At 70.8% G+C, this 18,912-nt stretch carries 18 protein-coding genes and 2 pseudogenes; 11 read left to right on the top strand and 9 right to left on the bottom strand.

Annotated elements, in window-relative coordinates; all coding sequences use genetic code 11:
- Nucleotides 1–73: 73 nt before the first annotated feature.
- Nucleotides 74–859, bottom strand: a complete 786-nt coding sequence (gene nagB, locus ACWDEW_RS19090) for a glucosamine-6-phosphate deaminase (protein ID WP_450514142.1) — start codon at nucleotides 857–859, stop codon at nucleotides 74–76.
- A gap of 188 nt (nucleotides 860–1,047) precedes the next feature.
- On the opposite strand from nagB, the gene ACWDEW_RS19085 reads away from it, so the two are divergent.
- Nucleotides 1,048–2,118, top strand: coding sequence for an SIS domain-containing protein (locus tag ACWDEW_RS19085; protein WP_450514141.1), 1,071 nt, complete (start codon nucleotides 1,048–1,050; stop codon nucleotides 2,116–2,118).
- Nucleotides 2,119–2,138: 20 nt separating this feature from the next.
- Here ACWDEW_RS19085 and ACWDEW_RS19080 read toward each other — a convergent pair whose 3' ends face one another.
- The gene (locus tag ACWDEW_RS19080; protein ID WP_450514140.1) at nucleotides 2,139–2,891 is read right to left on the bottom strand and encodes an SDR family oxidoreductase; all 753 of its coding nucleotides are present in this window, start codon (nucleotides 2,889–2,891) and stop codon (nucleotides 2,139–2,141) included.
- Nucleotides 2,892–3,000: 109 nt separating this feature from the next.
- Between ACWDEW_RS19080 and ACWDEW_RS19075 the strand changes: the two genes are divergently transcribed.
- Together ACWDEW_RS19075 and ACWDEW_RS19070 are read left to right on the top strand one after the other, a co-directional pair.
- The gene (locus ACWDEW_RS19075; RefSeq protein WP_450514139.1) at nucleotides 3,001–3,630 is read left to right on the top strand and encodes a TetR/AcrR family transcriptional regulator; all 630 of its coding nucleotides are present in this window, start codon (nucleotides 3,001–3,003) and stop codon (nucleotides 3,628–3,630) included.
- Nucleotides 3,631–3,991: 361 nt separating this feature from the next.
- Nucleotides 3,992–5,458, top strand: a complete 1,467-nt coding sequence (locus tag ACWDEW_RS19070; RefSeq protein WP_450514296.1) for a sensor histidine kinase — start codon at nucleotides 3,992–3,994, stop codon at nucleotides 5,456–5,458.
- Between the two features lie 238 nt (nucleotides 5,459–5,696).
- On the opposite strand, the gene ACWDEW_RS19065 is transcribed toward ACWDEW_RS19070, so the two are convergent.
- Nucleotides 5,697–5,954 (bottom strand): WhiB family transcriptional regulator, encoded by a 258-nt coding sequence (locus ACWDEW_RS19065; RefSeq protein ID WP_006142322.1) that lies wholly within the window; start codon nucleotides 5,952–5,954, stop codon nucleotides 5,697–5,699.
- Between the two features lie 319 nt (nucleotides 5,955–6,273).
- Entirely contained in the window at nucleotides 6,274–7,242 is a 969-nt protein-coding gene (locus ACWDEW_RS19060) for a diacylglycerol/lipid kinase family protein (RefSeq protein ID WP_450514138.1), read from the bottom strand.
- A 116-nt stretch (nucleotides 7,243–7,358) separates the two neighbouring features.
- Here ACWDEW_RS19060 and ACWDEW_RS19055 point away from each other — a divergent pair, with 116 nt between their 5' ends.
- On the top strand, nucleotides 7,359–7,823 hold the full coding sequence (locus ACWDEW_RS19055) for a hypothetical protein (protein WP_450514137.1): 465 nt from the start codon (nucleotides 7,359–7,361) through the stop codon (nucleotides 7,821–7,823).
- A gap of 14 nt (nucleotides 7,824–7,837) precedes the next feature.
- On the opposite strand, the gene ACWDEW_RS19050 is transcribed toward ACWDEW_RS19055, so the two are convergent.
- The 3 genes from ACWDEW_RS19050 to ACWDEW_RS19040 all read right to left on the bottom strand — a co-directional run bounded on the left by ACWDEW_RS19050 (nucleotide 7,838) and on the right by ACWDEW_RS19040 (nucleotide 9,917).
- Nucleotides 7,838–8,959, bottom strand: coding sequence for an RNA polymerase sigma factor SigF (locus tag ACWDEW_RS19050; RefSeq protein ID WP_450514136.1), 1,122 nt, complete (start codon nucleotides 8,957–8,959; stop codon nucleotides 7,838–7,840).
- Nucleotides 8,960–8,976: 17 nt separating this feature from the next.
- Nucleotides 8,977–9,390 (bottom strand): ATP-binding protein, encoded by a 414-nt coding sequence (locus ACWDEW_RS19045; RefSeq protein WP_004925829.1) that lies wholly within the window; start codon nucleotides 9,388–9,390, stop codon nucleotides 8,977–8,979.
- A gap of 266 nt (nucleotides 9,391–9,656) precedes the next feature.
- On the bottom strand, nucleotides 9,657–9,917 hold the full coding sequence (locus ACWDEW_RS19040) for a UBP-type zinc finger domain-containing protein (protein WP_019072181.1): 261 nt from the start codon (nucleotides 9,915–9,917) through the stop codon (nucleotides 9,657–9,659).
- Nucleotides 9,918–9,979: 62 nt separating this feature from the next.
- Between ACWDEW_RS19040 and ACWDEW_RS19035 the strand changes: the two genes are divergently transcribed.
- The gene (locus ACWDEW_RS19035) at nucleotides 9,980–11,575 is read left to right on the top strand and encodes a Na+/H+ antiporter (protein WP_431252875.1); all 1,596 of its coding nucleotides are present in this window, start codon (nucleotides 9,980–9,982) and stop codon (nucleotides 11,573–11,575) included.
- A 4-nt stretch (nucleotides 11,576–11,579) separates the two neighbouring features.
- Here the strand turns inward: ACWDEW_RS19035 and ACWDEW_RS19030 are convergent, their stop codons facing one another.
- Together ACWDEW_RS19030 and ACWDEW_RS19025 are read right to left on the bottom strand one after the other, a co-directional pair.
- Nucleotides 11,580–12,485 (bottom strand): 1-aminocyclopropane-1-carboxylate deaminase/D-cysteine desulfhydrase, encoded by a 906-nt coding sequence (locus tag ACWDEW_RS19030; protein WP_450514135.1) that lies wholly within the window; start codon nucleotides 12,483–12,485, stop codon nucleotides 11,580–11,582.
- A gap of 48 nt (nucleotides 12,486–12,533) precedes the next feature.
- Complete coding sequence (locus ACWDEW_RS19025) at nucleotides 12,534–13,124, bottom strand: N-acetylmuramoyl-L-alanine amidase (protein WP_450514134.1); 591 nt, start codon at nucleotides 13,122–13,124, stop codon at nucleotides 12,534–12,536.
- Nucleotides 13,125–13,422: 298 nt separating this feature from the next.
- On the opposite strand from ACWDEW_RS19025, the gene ACWDEW_RS19020 reads away from it, so the two are divergent.
- The 6 genes and pseudogenes from ACWDEW_RS19020 (at nucleotide 13,423) to ACWDEW_RS18995 (ending at nucleotide 18,907) form a co-directional block, all read left to right on the top strand.
- Entirely contained in the window at nucleotides 13,423–14,829 is a 1,407-nt protein-coding gene (locus ACWDEW_RS19020) for a family 2B encapsulin nanocompartment shell protein (RefSeq protein ID WP_450514133.1), read from the top strand.
- Nucleotides 14,830–14,942: 113 nt separating this feature from the next.
- Nucleotides 14,943–16,073 carry a family 2 encapsulin nanocompartment cargo protein polyprenyl transferase gene (locus ACWDEW_RS19015; protein WP_450514132.1) on the top strand — a complete coding sequence of 377 codons (1,131 nt, stop codon included), beginning with the start codon at nucleotides 14,943–14,945 and terminating at the stop codon, nucleotides 16,071–16,073.
- A gap of 289 nt (nucleotides 16,074–16,362) precedes the next feature.
- The gene (locus ACWDEW_RS19010) at nucleotides 16,363–16,968 is read left to right on the top strand and encodes a GNAT family N-acetyltransferase (protein ID WP_450514131.1); all 606 of its coding nucleotides are present in this window, start codon (nucleotides 16,363–16,365) and stop codon (nucleotides 16,966–16,968) included.
- Nucleotides 16,969–16,972: 4 nt separating this feature from the next.
- On the top strand, nucleotides 16,973–17,158 hold the full coding sequence (locus ACWDEW_RS19005; protein WP_450514130.1) for a hypothetical protein: 186 nt from the start codon (nucleotides 16,973–16,975) through the stop codon (nucleotides 17,156–17,158).
- 85 nt (nucleotides 17,159–17,243) lie between these two features.
- Nucleotides 17,244–17,658: pseudogene (locus ACWDEW_RS19000) on the top strand (YciI family protein).
- A 5-nt stretch (nucleotides 17,659–17,663) separates the two neighbouring features.
- Nucleotides 17,664–18,907 (top strand): annotated as a pseudogene (locus ACWDEW_RS18995) (RNA polymerase sigma factor).
- Nucleotides 18,908–18,912 lie beyond the last annotated feature (5 nt).

The raw sequence follows: 18,912 nt of genomic DNA, 5'->3' as shown, positions 1-18,912 counted from the left end.
CAGGTGATACGTCGGTGCCGGGCCCTCCACGAGGGAGCCCGGCACCGGTACGTACGCGTGAGGAACCCGCGCCTCAGATCCCCTGCCAGTCCGGCTTGTTGACGAACGTGTGCCGGAAGTAGTCCGCGAGCTTCAGCTTGGACGCGGCGTCCTCGTCCACCACGACCGTCGCGTGCCGGTGCAACTGCAGTGCCGACGCCGGGCACACCGCGGCGACCGGCCCCTCCACCGTCGCGGCGACCGCGTCCGCCTTGCCCTCGCCGGTCGCCAGCAGCACCAGGTGCCGCGCTTCCAGGATGGTCCCGATGCCCTGCGTGATGACGTGGTGCGGGACCTGACCCATGTCGCCGTCGAAGAAGCGCGCGTTGTCCACCCGCGTCTGCTCGGTCAGCGTCTTGATCCGGGTCCGCGAGGCCAACGACGAGCACGGCTCGTTGAACCCGATGTGCCCGTCGGTCCCGATCCCCAGTATCTGGAGGTCCACCCCGCCGGCCTCGCCCAGCGCCCGGTCGTACGCCGCGCACGCCCCCTGCACGTCCTCGGCCGTCCCGTCCGGCCCGAGGAACGAGTCCATCCCGACCCCGAGCGGCTCCAGCACCTCGCGGCGCACTACCGAGCGGTACGACTCCGGGTGCTCGGCGGGCAGCCCCACGTACTCGTCGAGCTGGGCGATCCGCGCCCGCGAGGTGTCCACGGCGCCGGCGCGGACCTTGGCCGCCAGCGCTTCGTAGATGGGCAGTGGCGTCGAGCCGGTGGCCACGCCCAGCAGGGCGTCCGGCTTGCGCCGGAGCAGCTGCGCCATGGCCTCGGCGATCAGCTCGCCGCCCGACTTGGCGTCCGGAACGATGACAACTTCCACGCTGGGCCTGCCGTTCTGAAGTGAGCCATGTGGTTTAGACCAATCGGGGCTCAATCTAACAGAATCGGATCCGACCGCCCAGGTGATCCCCGTCCCACCACCCCGCGCGGGCGGCCTCGTGGCAGAGGGGGTGAAATGGACCCGACGGACCACCGTCGCCCTTCCCCGCGCACCTCCGGAGGACCCGCATGACCGCCACGACACCGACCCCCGAGAACGACGTGCCGGGCCGGATCATGGCCCGCGAAACGGCCGAGCAGCCGGCCGTCCTGCGCCGCATCCTGGAGGAGGGCGCCCCGCGCATCCGGCAGGTGGCCCGGGAAGTGGCCGCCCGCAAGCCCCGCTTCGTACTGCTCACCGCCCGCGGAACCTCCGACAACGCCGCCCTGTACGCCAAGTACCTCCTGGAGATCCGCCTCGGCCTGCCCTGCGGGCTCACCTCGATGTCGACCACCACGGCCTACGGCGCCCGCCCCGACCTGACCGATGTCCTCGTCGTCACCGTCAGTCAGTCCGGCGGCTCCCCGGACCTGGTGGCCTCGACCCGCGCCGCCCGCGAGGCCGGCGCGATCACCGTCGCCGTGACCAACAACCCGGACTCACCGCTGGCCGCCGTCTCCGAGTACCACATCGACGTCATGGCCGGCCCGGAGAAGGCCCTCCCCGCGACCAAGACGTATACGGCCTCCCTTCTCGCGCTCTACCTCTTCGTCGAGGGACTTCGCGGCGGCGACGGCGCCGCGGCCAAGGTCCTGCCCGACCTCGCGGAGCAACTGCTCGCCCGGCAGGACGAGGTCCGCACCCTCGCCTCCCGCTACCGCTTCGCCGAGCGCATGGTCATCACCTCCCGCGGCTACGGCTATCCCACCGCCAAGGAAGCCGCCCTCAAGCTGATGGAGACCAGCTACATCCCCGCCCTCGCCTACTCCGGTGCCGATCTGCTGCACGGCCCCCTCGCCATGGTCGACAACGTCTCCCCGGTCATCGCGGTCGTGACGGACGGCAAGGGCGGCGCCGCCCTCCAGCCCGTGCTCGACCGGCTGCGCGGCCGGGGCGCCGACCTGGTCGTCATCGGCCCGGTCGGCCAGGTCGAACAGGCCTCGGCCGGCTTCGTCCTGCCCGTCGAGGGCGTCCCCGAGGAACTCCAGCCGATCCTGGAGATCCTGCCGCTCCAACTCCTCGCCTACGAGGTCACCATCGCCCGGGGCCAGGACCCCGACGCGCCCCGCGCCCTGGCCAAGGTGACGGAGACCCGCTGACCGCACACCCCGGACAGGCCCTAGGTGAGGGAACCTCCCGTCGCGTCCACCCAACTCCCCGTGATCCACCGCGCGGCGTCGGACGCCAGGAACGCCACCACATCCGCCACGTCGGCGGTCTCTCCCACCCGCCCCAGGGCGGAGAAGGCCGCCGCCCGGGTCCAGCCGTCCGCGCTCCCGTGCAGGAACTCGGCGGTGTTGTCCGTGTCTATGAGGCCCGGCGCCACCGAGTTCACCGTGATGCCCCGGGGGCCGAGCACCTTGGACAGGTCCCGGGAGAAGACGTCCAGGGCGCTCTTCGTCATGGAGTACGCGATGTTGTGCGGCATCGCCGCGCTCTGGGCGAGTCCCGAGGAGATGTTGATGATCCGGCCGCCGTCCCGCAGCCGGTCCAGCCCATACCGGACGAGGAAGAACGGCGCCTTCACGTTCACCGCGAAGACACGGTCGTACTCCTCTTCCCCTATCTCCTCGATCGGCGAGGAGGATCCGATCCCCGCGTTGTTCACCAGGATGTCCAACCCGTCCGTGTGCCGGTCGAACTCCGCCCAGAGCCGCTCGGCATCACCCGGCACACCCAGTTCCCCGCCGAGCGCGAACGCCGAGCCGCCCGCGCTCTCGATCGTGGCTGCCACCTCCTTCGCCGCCGCCTCGCTCCTGCCGTAGTGCACCGCGACCCGCGCCCCGTCCCGCCCCAGCCGCTCCGCGATGCCCCGTCCGATTCCCCTGCCCGCACCCGTGACGAGTGCCGTCCTGCCCGCGAGCACACCCATGTCCACGCCCCCTCCGCGTCTCTCCGGCGATTTCCCTAGCGGTCGATACAGAAAAGACCGTACAACAGCGCGCCGACATTTCCCTAGCGTCCGCTATACAATTCACTCCATGGTGGACGGTGCTGAGGCGAAACCGCAGGTCAAGGCCGGTAAGTCGCGAGGGCGGCCGCGCTCCTTCGACCGTACGACCGCGTTGGGGCGGGCGGTGCTCGCCTTCTGGGAGCACGGCTACGAGGCCACCTCCGTCTCGGACCTGACCCGCGCCATGGGCATCGGCGCCCCCAGCCTCTACGCCGCCTTCGGCGACAAGCAGGCCCTGTTCGCCGAGGTCGTCGAGGAGTACGGCACGCGCTACGGCTCCTTCGCCGACCGTGCCCTCGCCGAGGAGCCCACCGCCCGCGCCGCCGTGGCGCGGATCCTGCGGGAGGCCGCCGCCGAGTACACGGCTCCAGGCCGGCCGCACGGCTGTCTCGTCATCCACGCGGCCACCAACTGCACGACCCCCGAGGTCGAGGAGTCCCTGCGGGCGCGGCGCAACGCCAACCTCGCCGCCTTCGAGCGCCGTATCGCCGCGGACGTCGCCGCGGGGGAGCTGCCGCAGGACCTCGACGCCGCCGCGCTGGCCCGGTACGCGGGGGCGGTCGTCCAGGGAATGTCCCAGCAGGCGCGGGACGGGGCGAGCCGGGCGGAGCTGGAGGCGCTCGCGGAAATTGCCATGACCATCTGGCCCCGCACATGACTCAACACCGTTAGGCTTCCCACTGGATGCTGGGGCGTCCGACTAGTAGTGGACCGGTGCGGGAAAGCGCCAGCATCAAACATCCTTCAACGCATGGACACGGATAGTGGTCTAGTCCAGAATGTGTTAAGGCGAAAGCCTCCGTCTTCCCCGCACAGGAAGACGGACCGAGGAACCGGGTCTCTCTGCCCTGACTGCCCCGGCTCCTCATCCATCGGCCGATCGGGACCGCACACCCCGTGGCCGTTGCTGCTCCGGGCTGCGGTGCCGAGAGGGCTGAGGGTCCCTCTCAGGCGCCGCGGCCCGCGGGTGTTTTTAGGACAGGTACAGACCGGCGGGTACGCTCGCAGACGTGCCCTCCATGAACGAACTCGTACGCCAGCACACCGCACTCGACGACTCCGACCTCGAGTGGCTCCACCTGCTGGTCTCGGAGTGGCAGCTGCTCTCCGACCTCTCCTTCGCCGACCTGGTCCTGTGGGTCCCCACGCGCGACGGCACCCGCTATGTCTCCGTCGCCCAGATGCGGCCGAACACCGGCCCCACCTCCTACCAGGACGACATGGTCGGCCACCTCGTCCCGCGCGGCCGCCGCCCCATGCTGGACGCCGCCCTCGACGAGGGCCGGATCGTGCGCGAGGGTGACCCCGAGTGGCGCGAAGAGGTCCCCGTCCGCGTCGAGTCGATTCCGGTACGACGGGACGGGCGCGTCCTGGGAGTCATCGCGCGCAACACCAACCTGCTCACCGTGCGCACCCCGAGCCGCCTCGAACTCACGTATCTGCAGAGCGCGTCGGACCTCGCGCAGATGATCGCGGCCGGTTCCTTCCCGTTCCCGAACCAGCTCGTCGACATGGACGCCTCGCCGCGCGTCGGCGACGGACTGATCCGGCTCGACGGCGACGGCATCGTGCAGTACGCCTCGCCCAACGCCCTCTCCGCCTACCACCGCATGGGCCTCGCCACCGATCTCGTCGGCCAGCACCTGGGCGTGACCACCGCCGAACTCGCCCCGACCCGGGGCCCGGTGGACGAGGCGCTCGCCAAGGTGGCCAGCGGGTGGGCGCCGCGCGAGTTCGAGATCGAGGCGCGTGACGGGGTGATCCAGTTCCGGGCGATCCCGCTCAAACCCAAGGGCACCCGCATCGGTTCCCTGGTGCTGCTCCGGGACGTCACCGAACTGCGGCGCCGCGAGCGGGAGTTGATCACCAAGGACGCGACCATCCGGGAGATCCACCACCGGGTGAAGAACAACCTCCAGACGGTCGCCGCCCTGTTGCGCCTCCAGGCCCGCCGGATCGAGTCCGAGCGCGGCCGGGAGGCACTGGAGGAGGCCGTACGTCGGGTCGGTTCGATCGCGATCGTGCACGAGACGTTGTCCCAGAACCTGGACGAGCGCGTGGAGTTCGACGAGATCGCCGACCGGGTGCTCGCGATGGTCGCCGAGATCTCCCCGGGCAAGGTCACCGGCCGGCGCAGCGGTCGCTTCGGAATACTGGACGCCGAGGTCGCGACCCCGCTCTCCATGGTCCTCACCGAGATCCTGCAGAACGCCCTGGAGCACGGCTTCCGCGAGGGCGAGACCGGCACGGTCGAGGTGTCCGCGGTGCGCGGCGGCACCTCGAAGGAGGCCCGCCTCCTGGTCACCGTGCAGGACGACGGCGTGGGACTCCCCGAGGGATTCGACCCGCACCGCTCCGGCAATCTGGGCCTGCAGATCGTGCGGACCCTGGTGGAGGGCGAGTTGGGCGGCACGTTCGACATGGTGCCGGGGCCGGAGCGGGGGACCCGGGTGATTCTGGATGTGCCGGTGCAGGCGCACAAGTGACGTATGTGCACACGACCTCCACACGCGCGTGCCCGAACTGCCGTACTCGCGCGCGTGCTTGAGTGCCGCGTACTGAAGAACGTGTACCTGAACAGCAAAGAGCCCCGGATCACTGGGTGATCCGGGGCCAGTCGCTCGTTGCTATGCGCATCGGGGGTACTGCGCGCTGCGGCTCGGGGGCGGGAGATGCGTACTCGCTGTACGCGCCGCCAAGCTCAGGCTGTTAGCAGGGTGGATGTCAGGCGGAGGCCTGACGGGCCCGGTTGCGAGCGGCGCGGCGCTTCATGGCGCGGCGCTCGTCCTCGCTGAGACCACCCCAGACGCCGGAGTCCTGGCCGGACTCGAGCGCCCACTGCAGACACTGATCCATAACGGGGCAGCGACGGCAGACGGCCTTGGCTTCCTCGATCTGCAGCAGCGCAGGACCGGTGTTGCCGATGGGGAAGAAGAGCTCGGGGTCTTCCTCGCGGCAAACGGCGTTGTGACGCCAGTCCATGGCTGCTACCTCTCCTTGGTATTACGTGCGGGTTGCTTGTGAATGTGAACGCTTTCACGAATCCCTCAACAAGTGAAGGGCCGAACGCCAGGTTCACTGGCGGGGTCCTGTGGATTGAAGAGGGGTTCCGGCGATCCGTGGAGGCCGGTGTTGCGGGCCGTCTCGATCGCCACGTAGAGACTCGCAAACCTCAGCGGCGGATACAACCCCTTCTGGAAAGTTTTTTTTGATTCCTCGGTGTCGACTAGGTCACAGCCGTACTTCCATGGGGTGGATCCTGGTCTAAACGTTCGAGTGAAAGGACTTCAGCCCTTTCTGCTCACACAATCACACGCAGTGCACGGCGTACGCCTGTGAACGTCACGCTCGTACGCAGTCCGAGGTGGTCGCCGTCCATCTGAAGGGGTAGAGGGGCCTTCGAATGCAAGGTGAACTCGGTCAGGTCGTGCAGAGCCGCAGCGTGCTTGCCGTGGGGTCCACGCTCGGGGGACGAAGTGAGCAACTGGGTGCCATACCGGGCAACCGCGGCGCTGGACAGGCGGCTGAGACCGAGTACGTCGAGGCCTTTATCGAACGACGCCTTAGGTGACGTGTACATCGGGCGATTGCCGAGATACGTCCAGGGCGAGGTGTTCGAGACTATGGCCACCACCAGATCGGTGACCGGGTCCTCGCCGGGCTGCTCCAGGGTGATCGTCCCGTGCCGGCGGTGCTGCTCCCCGAGGAACTGCCGGACCACCTGACGCACGTACAACGCGTGCGTGGATTTCTTGCCCTGCTCCCGCTGCTGCTCGACCCGCCCGACCACCCCGGCGTCGAACCCGAGCCCGGCGTTGAAGGTGAACCAGCGCGACGGCACCGCCTCGTCCTCGGTACCGGGCGTCCCGGAACTCAGCCCCAGACCGACCGTCCGCTCGCTGCCCTCGCGCAGGGCGTCGAGAATGGCGCCGGTGGCCTCCACGGCGTCGTTGGGCAGCCCCAGGGCGCGCGCGAAGACGTTGGTGGAACCGCCGGGGACCACGGCGAGGCCGGGCAGACGCTCCGGGTCGGGACCGGTGTGCAGCAGGCCGTTGACGACCTCGTTGACGGTGCCGTCGCCGCCGAGGGCCACCACCAGGTCGACGTTCCCGCTCTCCGCGGCCTGCCGGGCGAGGTCACGCGCGTGGCCTCTGTACTCCGTGGTGACGGCCTCCAGCTTCATCTCGCTGGCGAGCGCGTGGAGCAGGACGTCGCGCGTACGTGCGCTTGTGGTGGTTGCCGCCGGATTGACCACGAGAAGTGCACGCATGAGTTGCAGCGTACCTACTGGGGGGTACCCGTCCCATACCGAGGTAGGGGTTCGGTAAGAGGAGAGGGCGTGAGCCTGGACACCCGGGGCCGTTTTCCGAGGGCTACCCTTCTGGGGTGAGCGCTGAGCAGACCCCCGCCCCGGAGACGGAGACCGACGGCCCCGACGGACCCCGTCCGCGCCGGCTGGCCTACGCGGCGGCCCTGGTCGCGCTGGAGGGTCTCGCGCTGGCGGTAGGCGGAGTGTGGATGCTCGTCCTGGGGCTCACCGGCGACCCGGACGACCGGCAGCAGGCCGTGACCGGAGGCATCACCCTGGTGGTGCTCGCGCTGCTGCCCCTGCTCGCCGCGCGCGGACTGCTCGGCCGGCGGAGCTGGAGCCGGGGCCCCGCCGTCATCACGCAGATCATGGCGCTGCCGGTGGCCTACAACCTGCTCCAGGCCGACAGCGTGGCCATCCCGGCCGGGATCGCGCTCGCGGTGGTCGCGATCGCCTCGCTGGTGCTGCTGGTGAACCCGGCAACGACACAGGCCCTCGGAATCCGAGGGCCCGGCCGCCGTACCGAAGAGCCGAAGGGCTAGCCTCCGGCCCGGTCCTACTCCTCCACGAGGAGCTTCTCCCGCAGCTGGGCCAGTGTCCGGGCCAGCAGCCGGGACACGTGCATCTGGGAGATGCCGACCTCCTGCGCGATCTGCGACTGCGTCATGTTGCCGAAGAAACGCAGCAGCAGGATCCGCTTCTCCCGGGGCGGCAGGTCCTCCAGGAGCGGCTTGAGCGACTCCCGGTACTCGACGCCCTCCAGGGCCTCGTCGTACGCGCCCAGGGTGTCCGCGACCGCGGGGGACTCGTCGTCCGTGTCCGGGACGTCCAGGGACAGCGTGGAGTACGCGTTCGCGGACTCCAGGCCCTCCAGGACCTCCTCCTCCGAGATGCCCAGCTTCTCGGCCAGCTCGTGGACCGTGGGGGAGCGGCCGTGCCGCTGCGAGAGCTCCGCCGTCGCCGTGGTCAGCGACAGCCGCAGCTCCTGGAGCCTGCGCGGAACACGCACCGCCCAGCCCTTGTCACGGAAGTGCCGCTTGATCTCGCCGACGACCGTCGGGGTCGCGTACGTCGAGAACTCGACCCCGCGTTCCGGGTCGAAGCGGTCGACCGACTTGATCAGGCCGATGGTGGCGACCTGGGTCAGGTCGTCCAGCGGCTCGCCGCGGTTGCGGAAGCGGCGCGCGAGATGCTCGACGAGCGGCAGGTGCATACGGACCAGCCGGTTGCGCAGCTCCGCGTACTCGACGCTGCCGTCCTTGAGCGTGCGCAGCTCGATGAAGAGAGCGCGCGCTCCGCTGCGATCCTGGGGGTCGTGCCGGGTGCTCTGCGCACTCTGCACACTGTGCGCGCCCGCCACGTCGTCCCGCTCGTGCTCGCTCATCGCCTGGTCCGTCGCCCTTCCCCGAGCTTTCGCCTCCTCCCCCACGCTCGACTCAGTCGGAGCGGGGGAACCCCCGGCAACAGGGGAGACCCCACCAATACGCACGGCACCGTCCTGCTCACGTTGACCGTCGTCCGTCACACCGGCCTCCGAGGGTTCGTCCTCCGGATGCGGCCGGGCCTGCTCGGGGATTCCGCCGCAGGGCACCAGGGGGCCGGCGTCCGCCGTACGGCGTGCTCCGCCCGTGCCGCCCTCGGCCGGCAGCTCCCGTGTGCCGCGCTCTTCGTCCCGCACCGGCCCGTCCCCGTTCCTCACGCCGGCCCGGGTCCCGCGCCGCGCTGTTTGTAGAGGCTGATCGAAACGGTCTTGTCCTCGTCGACTGCCGATGAGACCTTGCCCGCGAGGGCCGAGAGCACGGTCCAGGCGAAGGTGTCGCGCGAGGGCGCGTGACCGTCCGTCGTCGGGGCGGAGACGGTGACTTCGAGCGAGTCGTCCACGAGCCGGAAGACACAGCTGAGCACTGAGCCGGGCACGGCCTGCTGGAGCAGGATCGCGCAGGCCTCGTCCACCGCGATGCGGAGGTCCTCGATCTCGTCGAGGGTGAAGTCCAAACGGGCTGCGAGGCCGGCCGTGGCCGTACGCAGCACCGACAGGTAGGCACCCGCAGCCGGCAGCCGGACTTCCACGAAGTCCTGGGTCGCGGGCTCGCCTGCGATCTGGGACACCCTCACCTCCAAGGTGGTACAAGCTCTTTCGGGGGCCCAGGGGTCGCCCCCCGGGGTAACGCGATACTTGGTTCAGCGGTGACGCTACCGCGCTCCGAACTTTCCTGTCCCCGGGACCCCAACCCCATGCTGTCACTCATAGTAAACCTACGGATACGCTCCGTGGCTAGGGGTCCTGCGGGCCCAATTGGGAAGAGCGCGCGCCGGGTTGACGTACCCAGACGTCAGACGGTCGAACCGTCGAAACCGGGGGTCGGATTACGGGGTCACAGGAGTACGTGGTCCACGAAGCACCAGCGCCAGCTCTCCCCGGGTTCGTAGGTCCGCATCACCGGGTGCCCGGATTCCTTGTGATGTGCTGTCGCGTGGCGCAGGGGCGAGGAGTCGCAGCAGGCGACATGGCCGCAGTAGAGGCACAGTCGCAGCTGTACGGGGTGGGTGCCGGCCGCCAGACACTCAAGGCAGGTCTCGCTCTGGGGCTTCGGTTCCGGGAGCGGCAGCGCGTCGGCGTGCGTGCACTGTTTCATGATTGCCAGATTACGACGGCTGTGCGGTTGGCCGCGCGGAAAAACGAGGGCGGGCGAGGACGATGGACGTGATGCCACTGCTGTTGCTGGTGGCGGGAAGTGCCGCGGTGGCCGCGGGGGCCCGGCGCACCCCGGTGCCGGCACCGCTGCTGCTGGTCGCGGTCGGGCTGGCCGTCTCGTACGTGCCGGGGGTCCCGGACTACACCCTGGACCCGGACGTCGTCCTGCCGCTGCTGCTGCCCCCGCTGCTGTACACGTCGGCCACCGACAGCTCGTACCTCGACCTGCGGGCCCAAGTGCGGCCGGTGGCGCTGTTGTCGGTGGGGTACGTGCTCTTCGCCACGTTCGTCGTCGGCTGGGCCGCGTACGTGATCGTGCCCGGGCTGCCGCTGACCGCGGCGCTGGTGCTCGGCGCGGTGGTCGCGCCGCCGGACGCGGTCGCCGCGACCGCGGTGGCCCGCCGGGTGGGACTGCCCTCGCGGATCACGACGATCCTCCAGGGCGAGTCCCTGCTGAACGACGCCACCGCGATCACCGCCTACAAGGTGGCCCTCGCGGCGGCGGTCGGCGAGGGCGCCACCTGGGCCGGCGGCATCGGGGAGTTCCTGCTCGCGGCCGTCGGCGGTGTGGGTGTCGGGCTCCTGATGATGGTGCCGATCCACTGGCTGCGCACCCACCTCAAGGAGGCGCTGCTCCAGAACACGCTCTCCCTGCTGATCCCGTTCGTCGCCTACGCGGTCGCCGAGCAGGTGCACGCCTCCGGAGTGCTCGCCGTCGTGGTCGTGGCGCTCTATCTGGGCCACCGCGCGTGGGAGGTCGATTTCGCGACCCGCCTCCAGGAGGAGGCGGTCTGGAAGATGGTCGCCTTCGTCCTGGAGTCGGCGGTGTTCGCCCTGATCGGGCTGCAACTGCCGGTGGTCCTCAAGGGACTTGGCGAGTACCGGGGCCTGGACGCGGCCCTGTACGCGATCGCCCTCTTCCTGGTGGTCGTCGTGACCCGCTTCGTGTGGGTGTACCCGGCGGCCTTCCTGCCCCGCATGTTCTCCGCGCGGATCAGGGAACGCGAGGACAACCCCACCTGGAAGGGGGCGATGACCACCGCGTGGGCCGGCATGCGGGGCGTGGTCTCACTCGCCATCGCCTTCTCGATCCCGCTCACGGTGCACGGCGGCGACCCCTTCCCGCAGCGCAACATCATCCTATTCCTGACCTTCACGACGGTCATCGGGACCCTGGTGGTGCAGGGCCTGAGCCTGCCCCCGATCATCCGGCTGCTGAAATTCCCCGGGCGCGACCCCCAGGCCGAGACGCTCGCCGAGGCCAACGCCCAGGCGCAGGCCTCCCGGGTGGCCGAGAAACGCCTCAACGCCCTTCTGGAGGACGAGCGCAACGCCCTGCCCCCTCCGCTGGCCGACCGCCTCCGCGAGGTCCTGGAGCGCCGCCGCAACGCCGTCTGGGAGCGCCTGGGCGCCACCAACCCCGTCACCGGCGAGACCGTCGACGACACCTACCGCCGCCTGTCCCGCGAGATGATCAGCGCCGAACGCTCGATGTTCGTCCGCCTGCGCGACGGCCGCTACATCGACGACGAGATGCTGCGCACCCTGCTGCGCAGGCTGGACCTGGAGGAGGCGGCGGCTTATCGGGAGGCGGCCTAGAAGGTCACGGCAAGGGGCGCCCGGTGACGACAGCCGCGACCGTGCTCCCGCGCGGGAAGGCACCTTCGCCCACGAGGGCAACGAGTCCGTACAGCGACTTGGCGACATAGAGACGCTCGACGGCCAGCCCGTGCCGGTCCTCGAAGTCCTCGGCGAAGGTGTCGAGTTCGGCCGGCACGCGCGCGTAGCCGCCGAAATGGAAGCGGTCGTCGAGCGACCAGTCGCCGCGTCGGCCGCCGAAGGCCCGCTCCTGGAGGGCCGTGATGTCGGCGCCCAGGAAGCCACCCTTGAGGACCGGTATCCCCAACACCCGCTGGTCGGGGGCGAGTCCGGCGGCCAGTCCGGCCAGTGTGCCGCCGGTCCCGCAGGCGAGGGCGACCACATCGACGTCGGCACGCGCGCGCAGTTCCTCGCCGAGGGCCCGGCAGCCGTGCACGGCAAGGGAGTTGCTGCCGCCCTCCGGGACGACGTACGCGTCCTCCGTGTCCACCTCGCGCAGGATGCCGGCCAGTGTCCTGGGCTCGCTCTTGTGCCGGTACGTCGACCTGTCGACGAAGTGGAGGCGCATCCCGTCGGCCGCGCACCGGGCCAGGGACGGATTGAGCGGACGGTCGGACAGCTCCTGGCCGCGGACCACGCCGACCGTCCGCAGGCCCAGGAGACGGCCCGCGGCGGCGGTGGCGCGCAGGTGGTTGGAGTAGGCGCCGCCGAACGTGACGACCGTACGGCCGGCCGCCGCCGCGAGGTTGGGCGCGAGCTTGCGCCACTTGTTGCCGATCAGGTCCGGGTGGATCAGGTCGTCCCGCTTGAGCAGCAGCCGGACGCCGTGCCGGCCGAAGCGCGCGTCCGCGATCTCCTCCACCGGCGACGGCAGCCGGGGCCGTAGCGCGGCGAGGTCGGGGCTGGTCACGGCACCATTGTCACCCGGGGCGCCCGAGTCGTCCGTGTCCCCCGGGGGTCACTTCAGGCGCTCGCCGACCCGCTCGCGCAGCCAGTCCATCGTGAACCCGCGCGGGTCCACCTTTCCGGGCTGCCACTCCAGGTGCCCGATCACCGAACGAGCAGACCAGCCGTGGTGGCGGCAGATCGCCGCGCAGACCTTCTCGATCGCCGCCAACTGGGCCTCGGGCCACGGGTCCTCGCCGTCGCCGAGGTTCTCGCACTCGAAGCCGTAGAAGTGCCGGTTGCCGTCGGTGTTGGCCTCGTTGTCGTGCGGCAGCCGCTTCTCGGCGATCACCGCGCGCAGCACGTCGTCGTCGCCCAGGCCCGCGTGGTTGGCGCGTCCGTAGCCGACCAGGTGGACGGTGCCGTCCTTGGTGATGACGCCGTGGCACAGCGGGCCGGGCAGGTCCGGGCGGCCCTCGCGGCAGAGGTCCACGGTGTGGGCGCTGCCCTTGGTGACCGTGTGGTGGATCATCACGCCGTGCACGGGTCCCCACGGGCCCTTGTGGTTGCGGTTGTGGTGCTCCCAGTCGCCGACCTCGACGACCGTTGCGCCCTCCGCCTTCAGACCGGCCAGGAAACCGCCCGCGGACATGGGTGAGGCCATGAACGCCTCCTTCGTGCTGTGCGACGGCCGACGTGCACGGCCGCCTGTTATCGCTGCTTGTACCGAAAAGATCCCGTTACGCACGACTTGTTCGCACGGCGTGCGAGCCGATCCGGACAACGGCGGCCCCGGCCACAACTCGAACAACATTCGAGGTGAACGGCCCTGTGCCCAGCACGTGAAGATCCATTCCCGCTCTTTCGGGTAATACCACCGGCACGCTGAGTGAGGAAGGCTGGTGCGCGAGAACGATGCCGGGCGCACAGGCGCCGGGCATGAATGGGGAGGGCATTTCTCTATGTCGGTAGGCGAAGAGGTCCGCGCGGAGCAGAACAAGCCGCAGCAGAGCCTTGGCACGGCGGCTGCGCGGAACCTGGCCACCACCACCAAGTCCGCACCGCAGATGCAGGAGATCAGCTCCCGCTGGCTCCTGCGCACACTGCCGTGGGTGAACGTGCAGGGTGGCACATACCGGGTGAACCGACGGCTGAGTTACTCCGTGGGCGACGGCCGGGTGACATTCGTGAAGACCGGCGACCGCGTCGAGGTCATCCCCGCGGAGCTCGGCGAACTGCCCGCGCTGCGGGACTACGAGGACGAGGAGGTCCTCTCGGAACTGGCGGTCCGCTGCCGGCAGCGCGAGTTCGCCCCGGGGGAGGCGATCGCGTCGTTCGGCAGCCAGGCCGACGAGGTGTACCTGCTGGCACACGGCAGGGTGGAGAAGATCGGCACGGGCCCCTACGGCGACGACACGGTCCTCGGAGTCCTCGCCGACGGCGCCTACTTCGGCGACCAGGCACTGCTGGACCCGGAGGCCATCTGGGAGTACACGGCCCGCGCGGACACCGCCTGCACGGTGCTCGTGCTGGCCCGGGGGGACGTCGAGCAGGTCGCGGAGCGCTCCGACACCCTGCGCGAACACCTCACGCAGCTGCGCGCGATCCCCGAGCAGCGCACCAACAAGTACGGCGAGAAGGCGATCGACCTCGCCGCGGGCCACTCCGGCGAGCCGGACATCCCGCACACCTTCGTCGACTACGACGCCCGGCCGCGCGAGTACGAACTCAGCGTCGCCCAGACCGTCCTGCGCATCCACTCGCGCGTGGCCGATCTCTACAACCAGCCGATGAACCAGACGGAACAGCAACTCCGGCTCACCGTCGAGGCGTTGAAGGAGCGCCAGGAGCACGAGCTGATCAACAACCGCGAGTTCGGCCTGCTCAACAACTGCGAGTACGACCAGCGGCTCCAGCCCCACGACGGCGTGCCCAGCCCGGACGACATGGACGAGCTGCTCAGCAGGCGGCGCGGCACCAAGCTGTTCCTCGCCCACCCGCGCGCGATCTCCGCGTTCGGCCGCGAGCTCAACAAGCGCGGACTGGTCCCGGAGTCCATCGACGTCGGCGGCAACCGCATCCCGACCTGGCGCGGGGTGCCGATCTACCCGTGCAACAAGATCCCGGTCAGCGACCGGCGGACCACCTCGATCATCGCCATGCGTACCGGCGAGGCAGACCAGGGCGTCATCGGCCTCCAGCAGGCCGGTATCCCGGACGAGATCGAGCCGAGCCTGTCGGTGCGCTTCATGGGCATCAACGAACAGGCGATCATCAAGTACCTCGTGACGGCCTACTACTCGGCGGCGGTCCTGGTGCCGGACGCCCTCGGCGTCCTGGAGAACGTCGAGATCGGCCGCTGGAGGTGACGTTTCAGCAGCTGGACGCGGTGTCCCCGCCCGTCGGGGCGGGTACACCCCGGTCACATGTGCCCAGCCGCGGTGGAAACGCCACCGTCCGCGGACTCTCCGAGGGGGACCCCATGGCCGAGTTCAGGGCGGAGACGAAACAGCGCGCCGACGGGAGCCGGCCGGTCGACGGGACACAACCGGCCGACAGGGGACAGTCGGTCGACGGGACACAACCGGCCGACGGGTATGAGGCGGCGGTGATCCTGGAGGGGGCCAGGGCGTCCGTCGACCCCGAACTGCGCTCGGCGATCGACTCGCTGCCCGGCTCGATGCGCCGGATCGCGCTCTACCACTTCGGGTGGGAGCACGCGGACGGCACCCCGGCGGCGGGCAACGCCGGCAAGGCGATCCGCCCCGCCCTTGTCCTCACCGCGGCCACCGCACTCGGCGGCGAACGGGCCCGGACGGGCGCGCTCCGGGCCGCTGCGGCGCTGGAACTGGTCCACAACTTCACCCTGCTGCACGACGACGTGATGGACCGGGACACCACCCGCAGACACCGGCCCACCGCGTGGACCGTGTTCGGCGACCCCGACGCGATCCTCGCCGGGGACGCACTCCAGGCACTGGCGCTGCGGCTGCTCGCCGAGGACCCGCACCCGGCCTCCTCGGCCGCCGCGGCCCGGCTCGCGGACTGCGTCGTCGAACTGTGCGCGGGCCAGCACGCGGACACCGCCATGGAGAAGCGCGCCCCCGGCGAGGTCACCCTCGACGAGGTGCTCGCCATGGCCGAGGCCAAGACCGGCGCGCTGCTCGGTTGCGCCTGCGCGGTGGGCGCGCTGTACGCGGGGGCGTCCGCCGAGGACGTCGAGGCGCTGGACGCGTTCGGCCGGCAGGCCGGGCTCGCCTTCCAGCTGATCGACGACGTCATCGGCATATGGGGCGACCCCGGCCGCACCGGCAAACCGGCCGGCGCCGACCTCGCCGTACGCAAGAAGTCGCTGCCCGTGGTCGCCGCGCTCGGCTCGGGCACCCCGGCGGCCGCGGAACTCGCCGAACTGTACGGACTGCCGTACGAGGAAGGGGACTTGGAGCGCACCGCGCTCGCCGTCGAGCGGGCGGGCGGCCGGGACTGGGCGCAGGCCCAGGCGGCCGACCGGATGGCACGGGCCGTGCAGGAGCTGGCCCGGGCGATCCCGGACCCGCAGGACGCGGGCGGTCTGCTCGCGCTGGCCGAGTTCGTGACCCGGCGCAGCAGTTGAGGACTCCGGAGCCTTTGGGAACCGTGCGGCCCTGACTCCGCCCGGCCACCGGGCTCCGGACCGACGGGTCCCGCGCATCCCCACGGTGCGCGGGGCCCCTCTTTTTTGAGGCTCGGTTCGCCTCCGGGGCGCAAAAGTCGGTGTCGAGAGGCCGACCGTGCTCGGCCCTGCGGGCCTCCGCGCGCTCGGCCTCTCGACACCGACGCGCCCCTTCGGCTCACTCGCCCGTAAGTCCCGCTAGTCTCAACACCCGTTCAGGTGACGGTGGTTGAGAGCTAAGGGGCGGGACATGAGCGTGGCGATACGGGCGGCGGGCGAGGGCGACCGGGAGTTGATCGTCGGGCTGCTGGACGACGCGTTCCAGGACGACCCGGTGAGCGGCTGGGTCTTTCCCGACGCCGAGTACCGCCGTACGACCCACCACAAGCTGATGGCCGCCTTCACGGACGCCGTGTTCGCCGACGGCCGGATCGATCTGGCCGAGGACGGCTCGGCCTGCGCGCTGTGGCTGTCGGTGCCGGGCGAGGCGCACACGGCGGACGGCGAGGACGAGGCCGTACAGCTGCGGGAGTTCGTGGATCCGGACAACGAGCGGGTCGAGACGATCGCCCGGCTCATGGCGGAGGGGCATCCCACCGGCCGGGCCCACGAGTACCTGTGGATGATCGCCGTGACACCGGGCCGGCAGGGCGAGGGCCTCGGCGCCGCGCTGATCCGGCACGTCCTGGAGCGCTGCGACCGCGAAGGCCTGCCCGCGTACCTGGAGGCGAGCAGCGAGCGCAGCACCAAGCTGTACGAACGGCTCGGCTACGCCTTCACCGACACCACCCTCGACCTCCCGGACGGCCCGCGCATGTATCCGATGTGGCGCGAACCCCGCACGGTTCTACTCTGAGTGCATGGGCAGAGAAGAACACACCTGTCCCGTCTGCGGACAGCCGGTCGCCACCGTCGTCCGGCGGTACAAGACGCTCGGGGCATGGGTGCCGAAGTGGGTGGCCGGCCCCTGCCGGAACCCCGAGTGCGAGGCGTACGCCGGCGAGGGTCCCGGGCCCGGGGCCGCATCCGTCCCGGAGGAATCCTGACCCCGTGTCGAGAATCCCGGCCCGGCTCCGATGTCTCCTGTGAGAGCCGCCCGGCACGGGTGGCCCGAGCCGAAGGAGCGGACTCATGAAGTACCTGGTCATGGTGCAGGGCACGCAGGCGGACTACGACGGCATGCAGGGCAAGCCCACCCCCCGGGTCCCCGGCCTGGAGCGAGGCGGAGCTGCAGGCCATGTTCGCCCACATGGGCGCCATCAACGACGACCTGTCCGAGACGGGTGAGCTGATCGACGCGCAGGGGCTGACCGAACCGGAGAGGACCCGGCTGGTCGCGCTGGGCGCGGACGGCAAGGCCGTGATCACCGACGGCCCGTACAGCGAGACCAAGGAACTGATGGCCGGCTACTGGGTCCTGGAGTGCGCGAGCCTGGAACGCGTCACGGAGATCGCCGACCGCGTCACCCGCTGCCCCCTGCCCGAAGGCGCCGTCAACCGCGCGGTGGTGATCCGCCCCATCCAGGACGGCACCGCGGACGTCTGAGCCCCGTGCGCGACACCACCGGCACCGAGGACCTGCTGCGCCGCCACGCCCCGCAGGTCCTCGGCGCGCTGGTCAGGCGGTACGGCCATTTCGACACCGCCGAGGACGCCGTACAGGAGGCGCTGCTCGCGGCGGCCCGGCAGTGGCCGGAGCGCGGTGTGCCGGAGAATCCGCGCGGATGGCTGATCCGGGTCGCCTCGCGGCGGCTGACGGACGCGCTGCGCGGCGAGGAGGCGCGGCGGGCGCGGGAGGAGAGGGCGGCGGCTCTTGAGCCCCGGAACCCGTACACCCCCGAGCCGCCGCGCGAGGACGACACCCTCTCCCTGCTCTTCCTCTGCTGTCATCCGGAGCTGACCCCGCCCGCGCAGATCGCGCTCACCCTGCGGGCGGTCGGCGGTCTGACGACGGCGGAGATCGCCCGGGCGTACCTGGTCCCCGAGGCGACGATGGCGATGGGGGTCCCCCGGTTCGAGCGAAGCCGAGAACTGGGGGAGGATCAGCCGGGCGAAGACGAAGGTGCGGGGCGTGCGCTTCGGACGGCCGGACAACTGGGCCGAGCGGCTGCCCGCCGTCCTGCACACGCTCTACCTGATCTTCAACGAGGGCTATACGGCGACGTCCGGCCCGAGTCTGATCCGGCGCGAACTCGCGGGCGAGGCAATCCGGTTGACCCGGGCCGTGCACCGGCTGCTCCCGGAGGCCGGCGAAGTGGCGGGCTGCTCGCGCTGATGCTGCTCACCGACGCCCGCCGGGCCGCCCGCACCGGTCCCCACGGCGAACTCGTCCCCCTAGACGACCAGGACCGCGACCGCTGGGACAGGGCGGCGATCGAGGAGGGCGTCGCCCTCGTCACCCGGGCGCTGTCCCAGGGGCCCGCGGGGCCCTACCAGCTGCGCGCGGCGATCGCCGCCGTACACGACGAGGCGCCGTCGGCGCGGGCGACGGACTGGCACGAGATCCTCGGCTGTACGAGGTGCTGGTGCGCCTGGTCCCCGGCCCCGTCGAACGCCTCAACCGGGCCGTCGCCGTCGCCATGGTCGACGGTCCGCACGCGGGCCTGGCCGAACTGGACCTGGTGGCGGACGAGTTGGGGGAGGGGTACCGCCCCGACGCGGTCCGCGGCCACCTCCTGGAACGGGCCGGCGAGTTCACCGCGGCCCGGGCCGCCTACGAGTCGGCGGCGGCCGGGACCCTCAGCCTGCCCGAGCAGCGCTACCTGCGGGCACGGGCCGCACGGCTGAGGCCTTAGCGTGG

The sequence above is a fragment of the Streptomyces sp. NPDC001100 genome (assembly GCF_053598575.1).
This window is presented reverse-complemented; position numbering and strand designations above follow the sequence as displayed.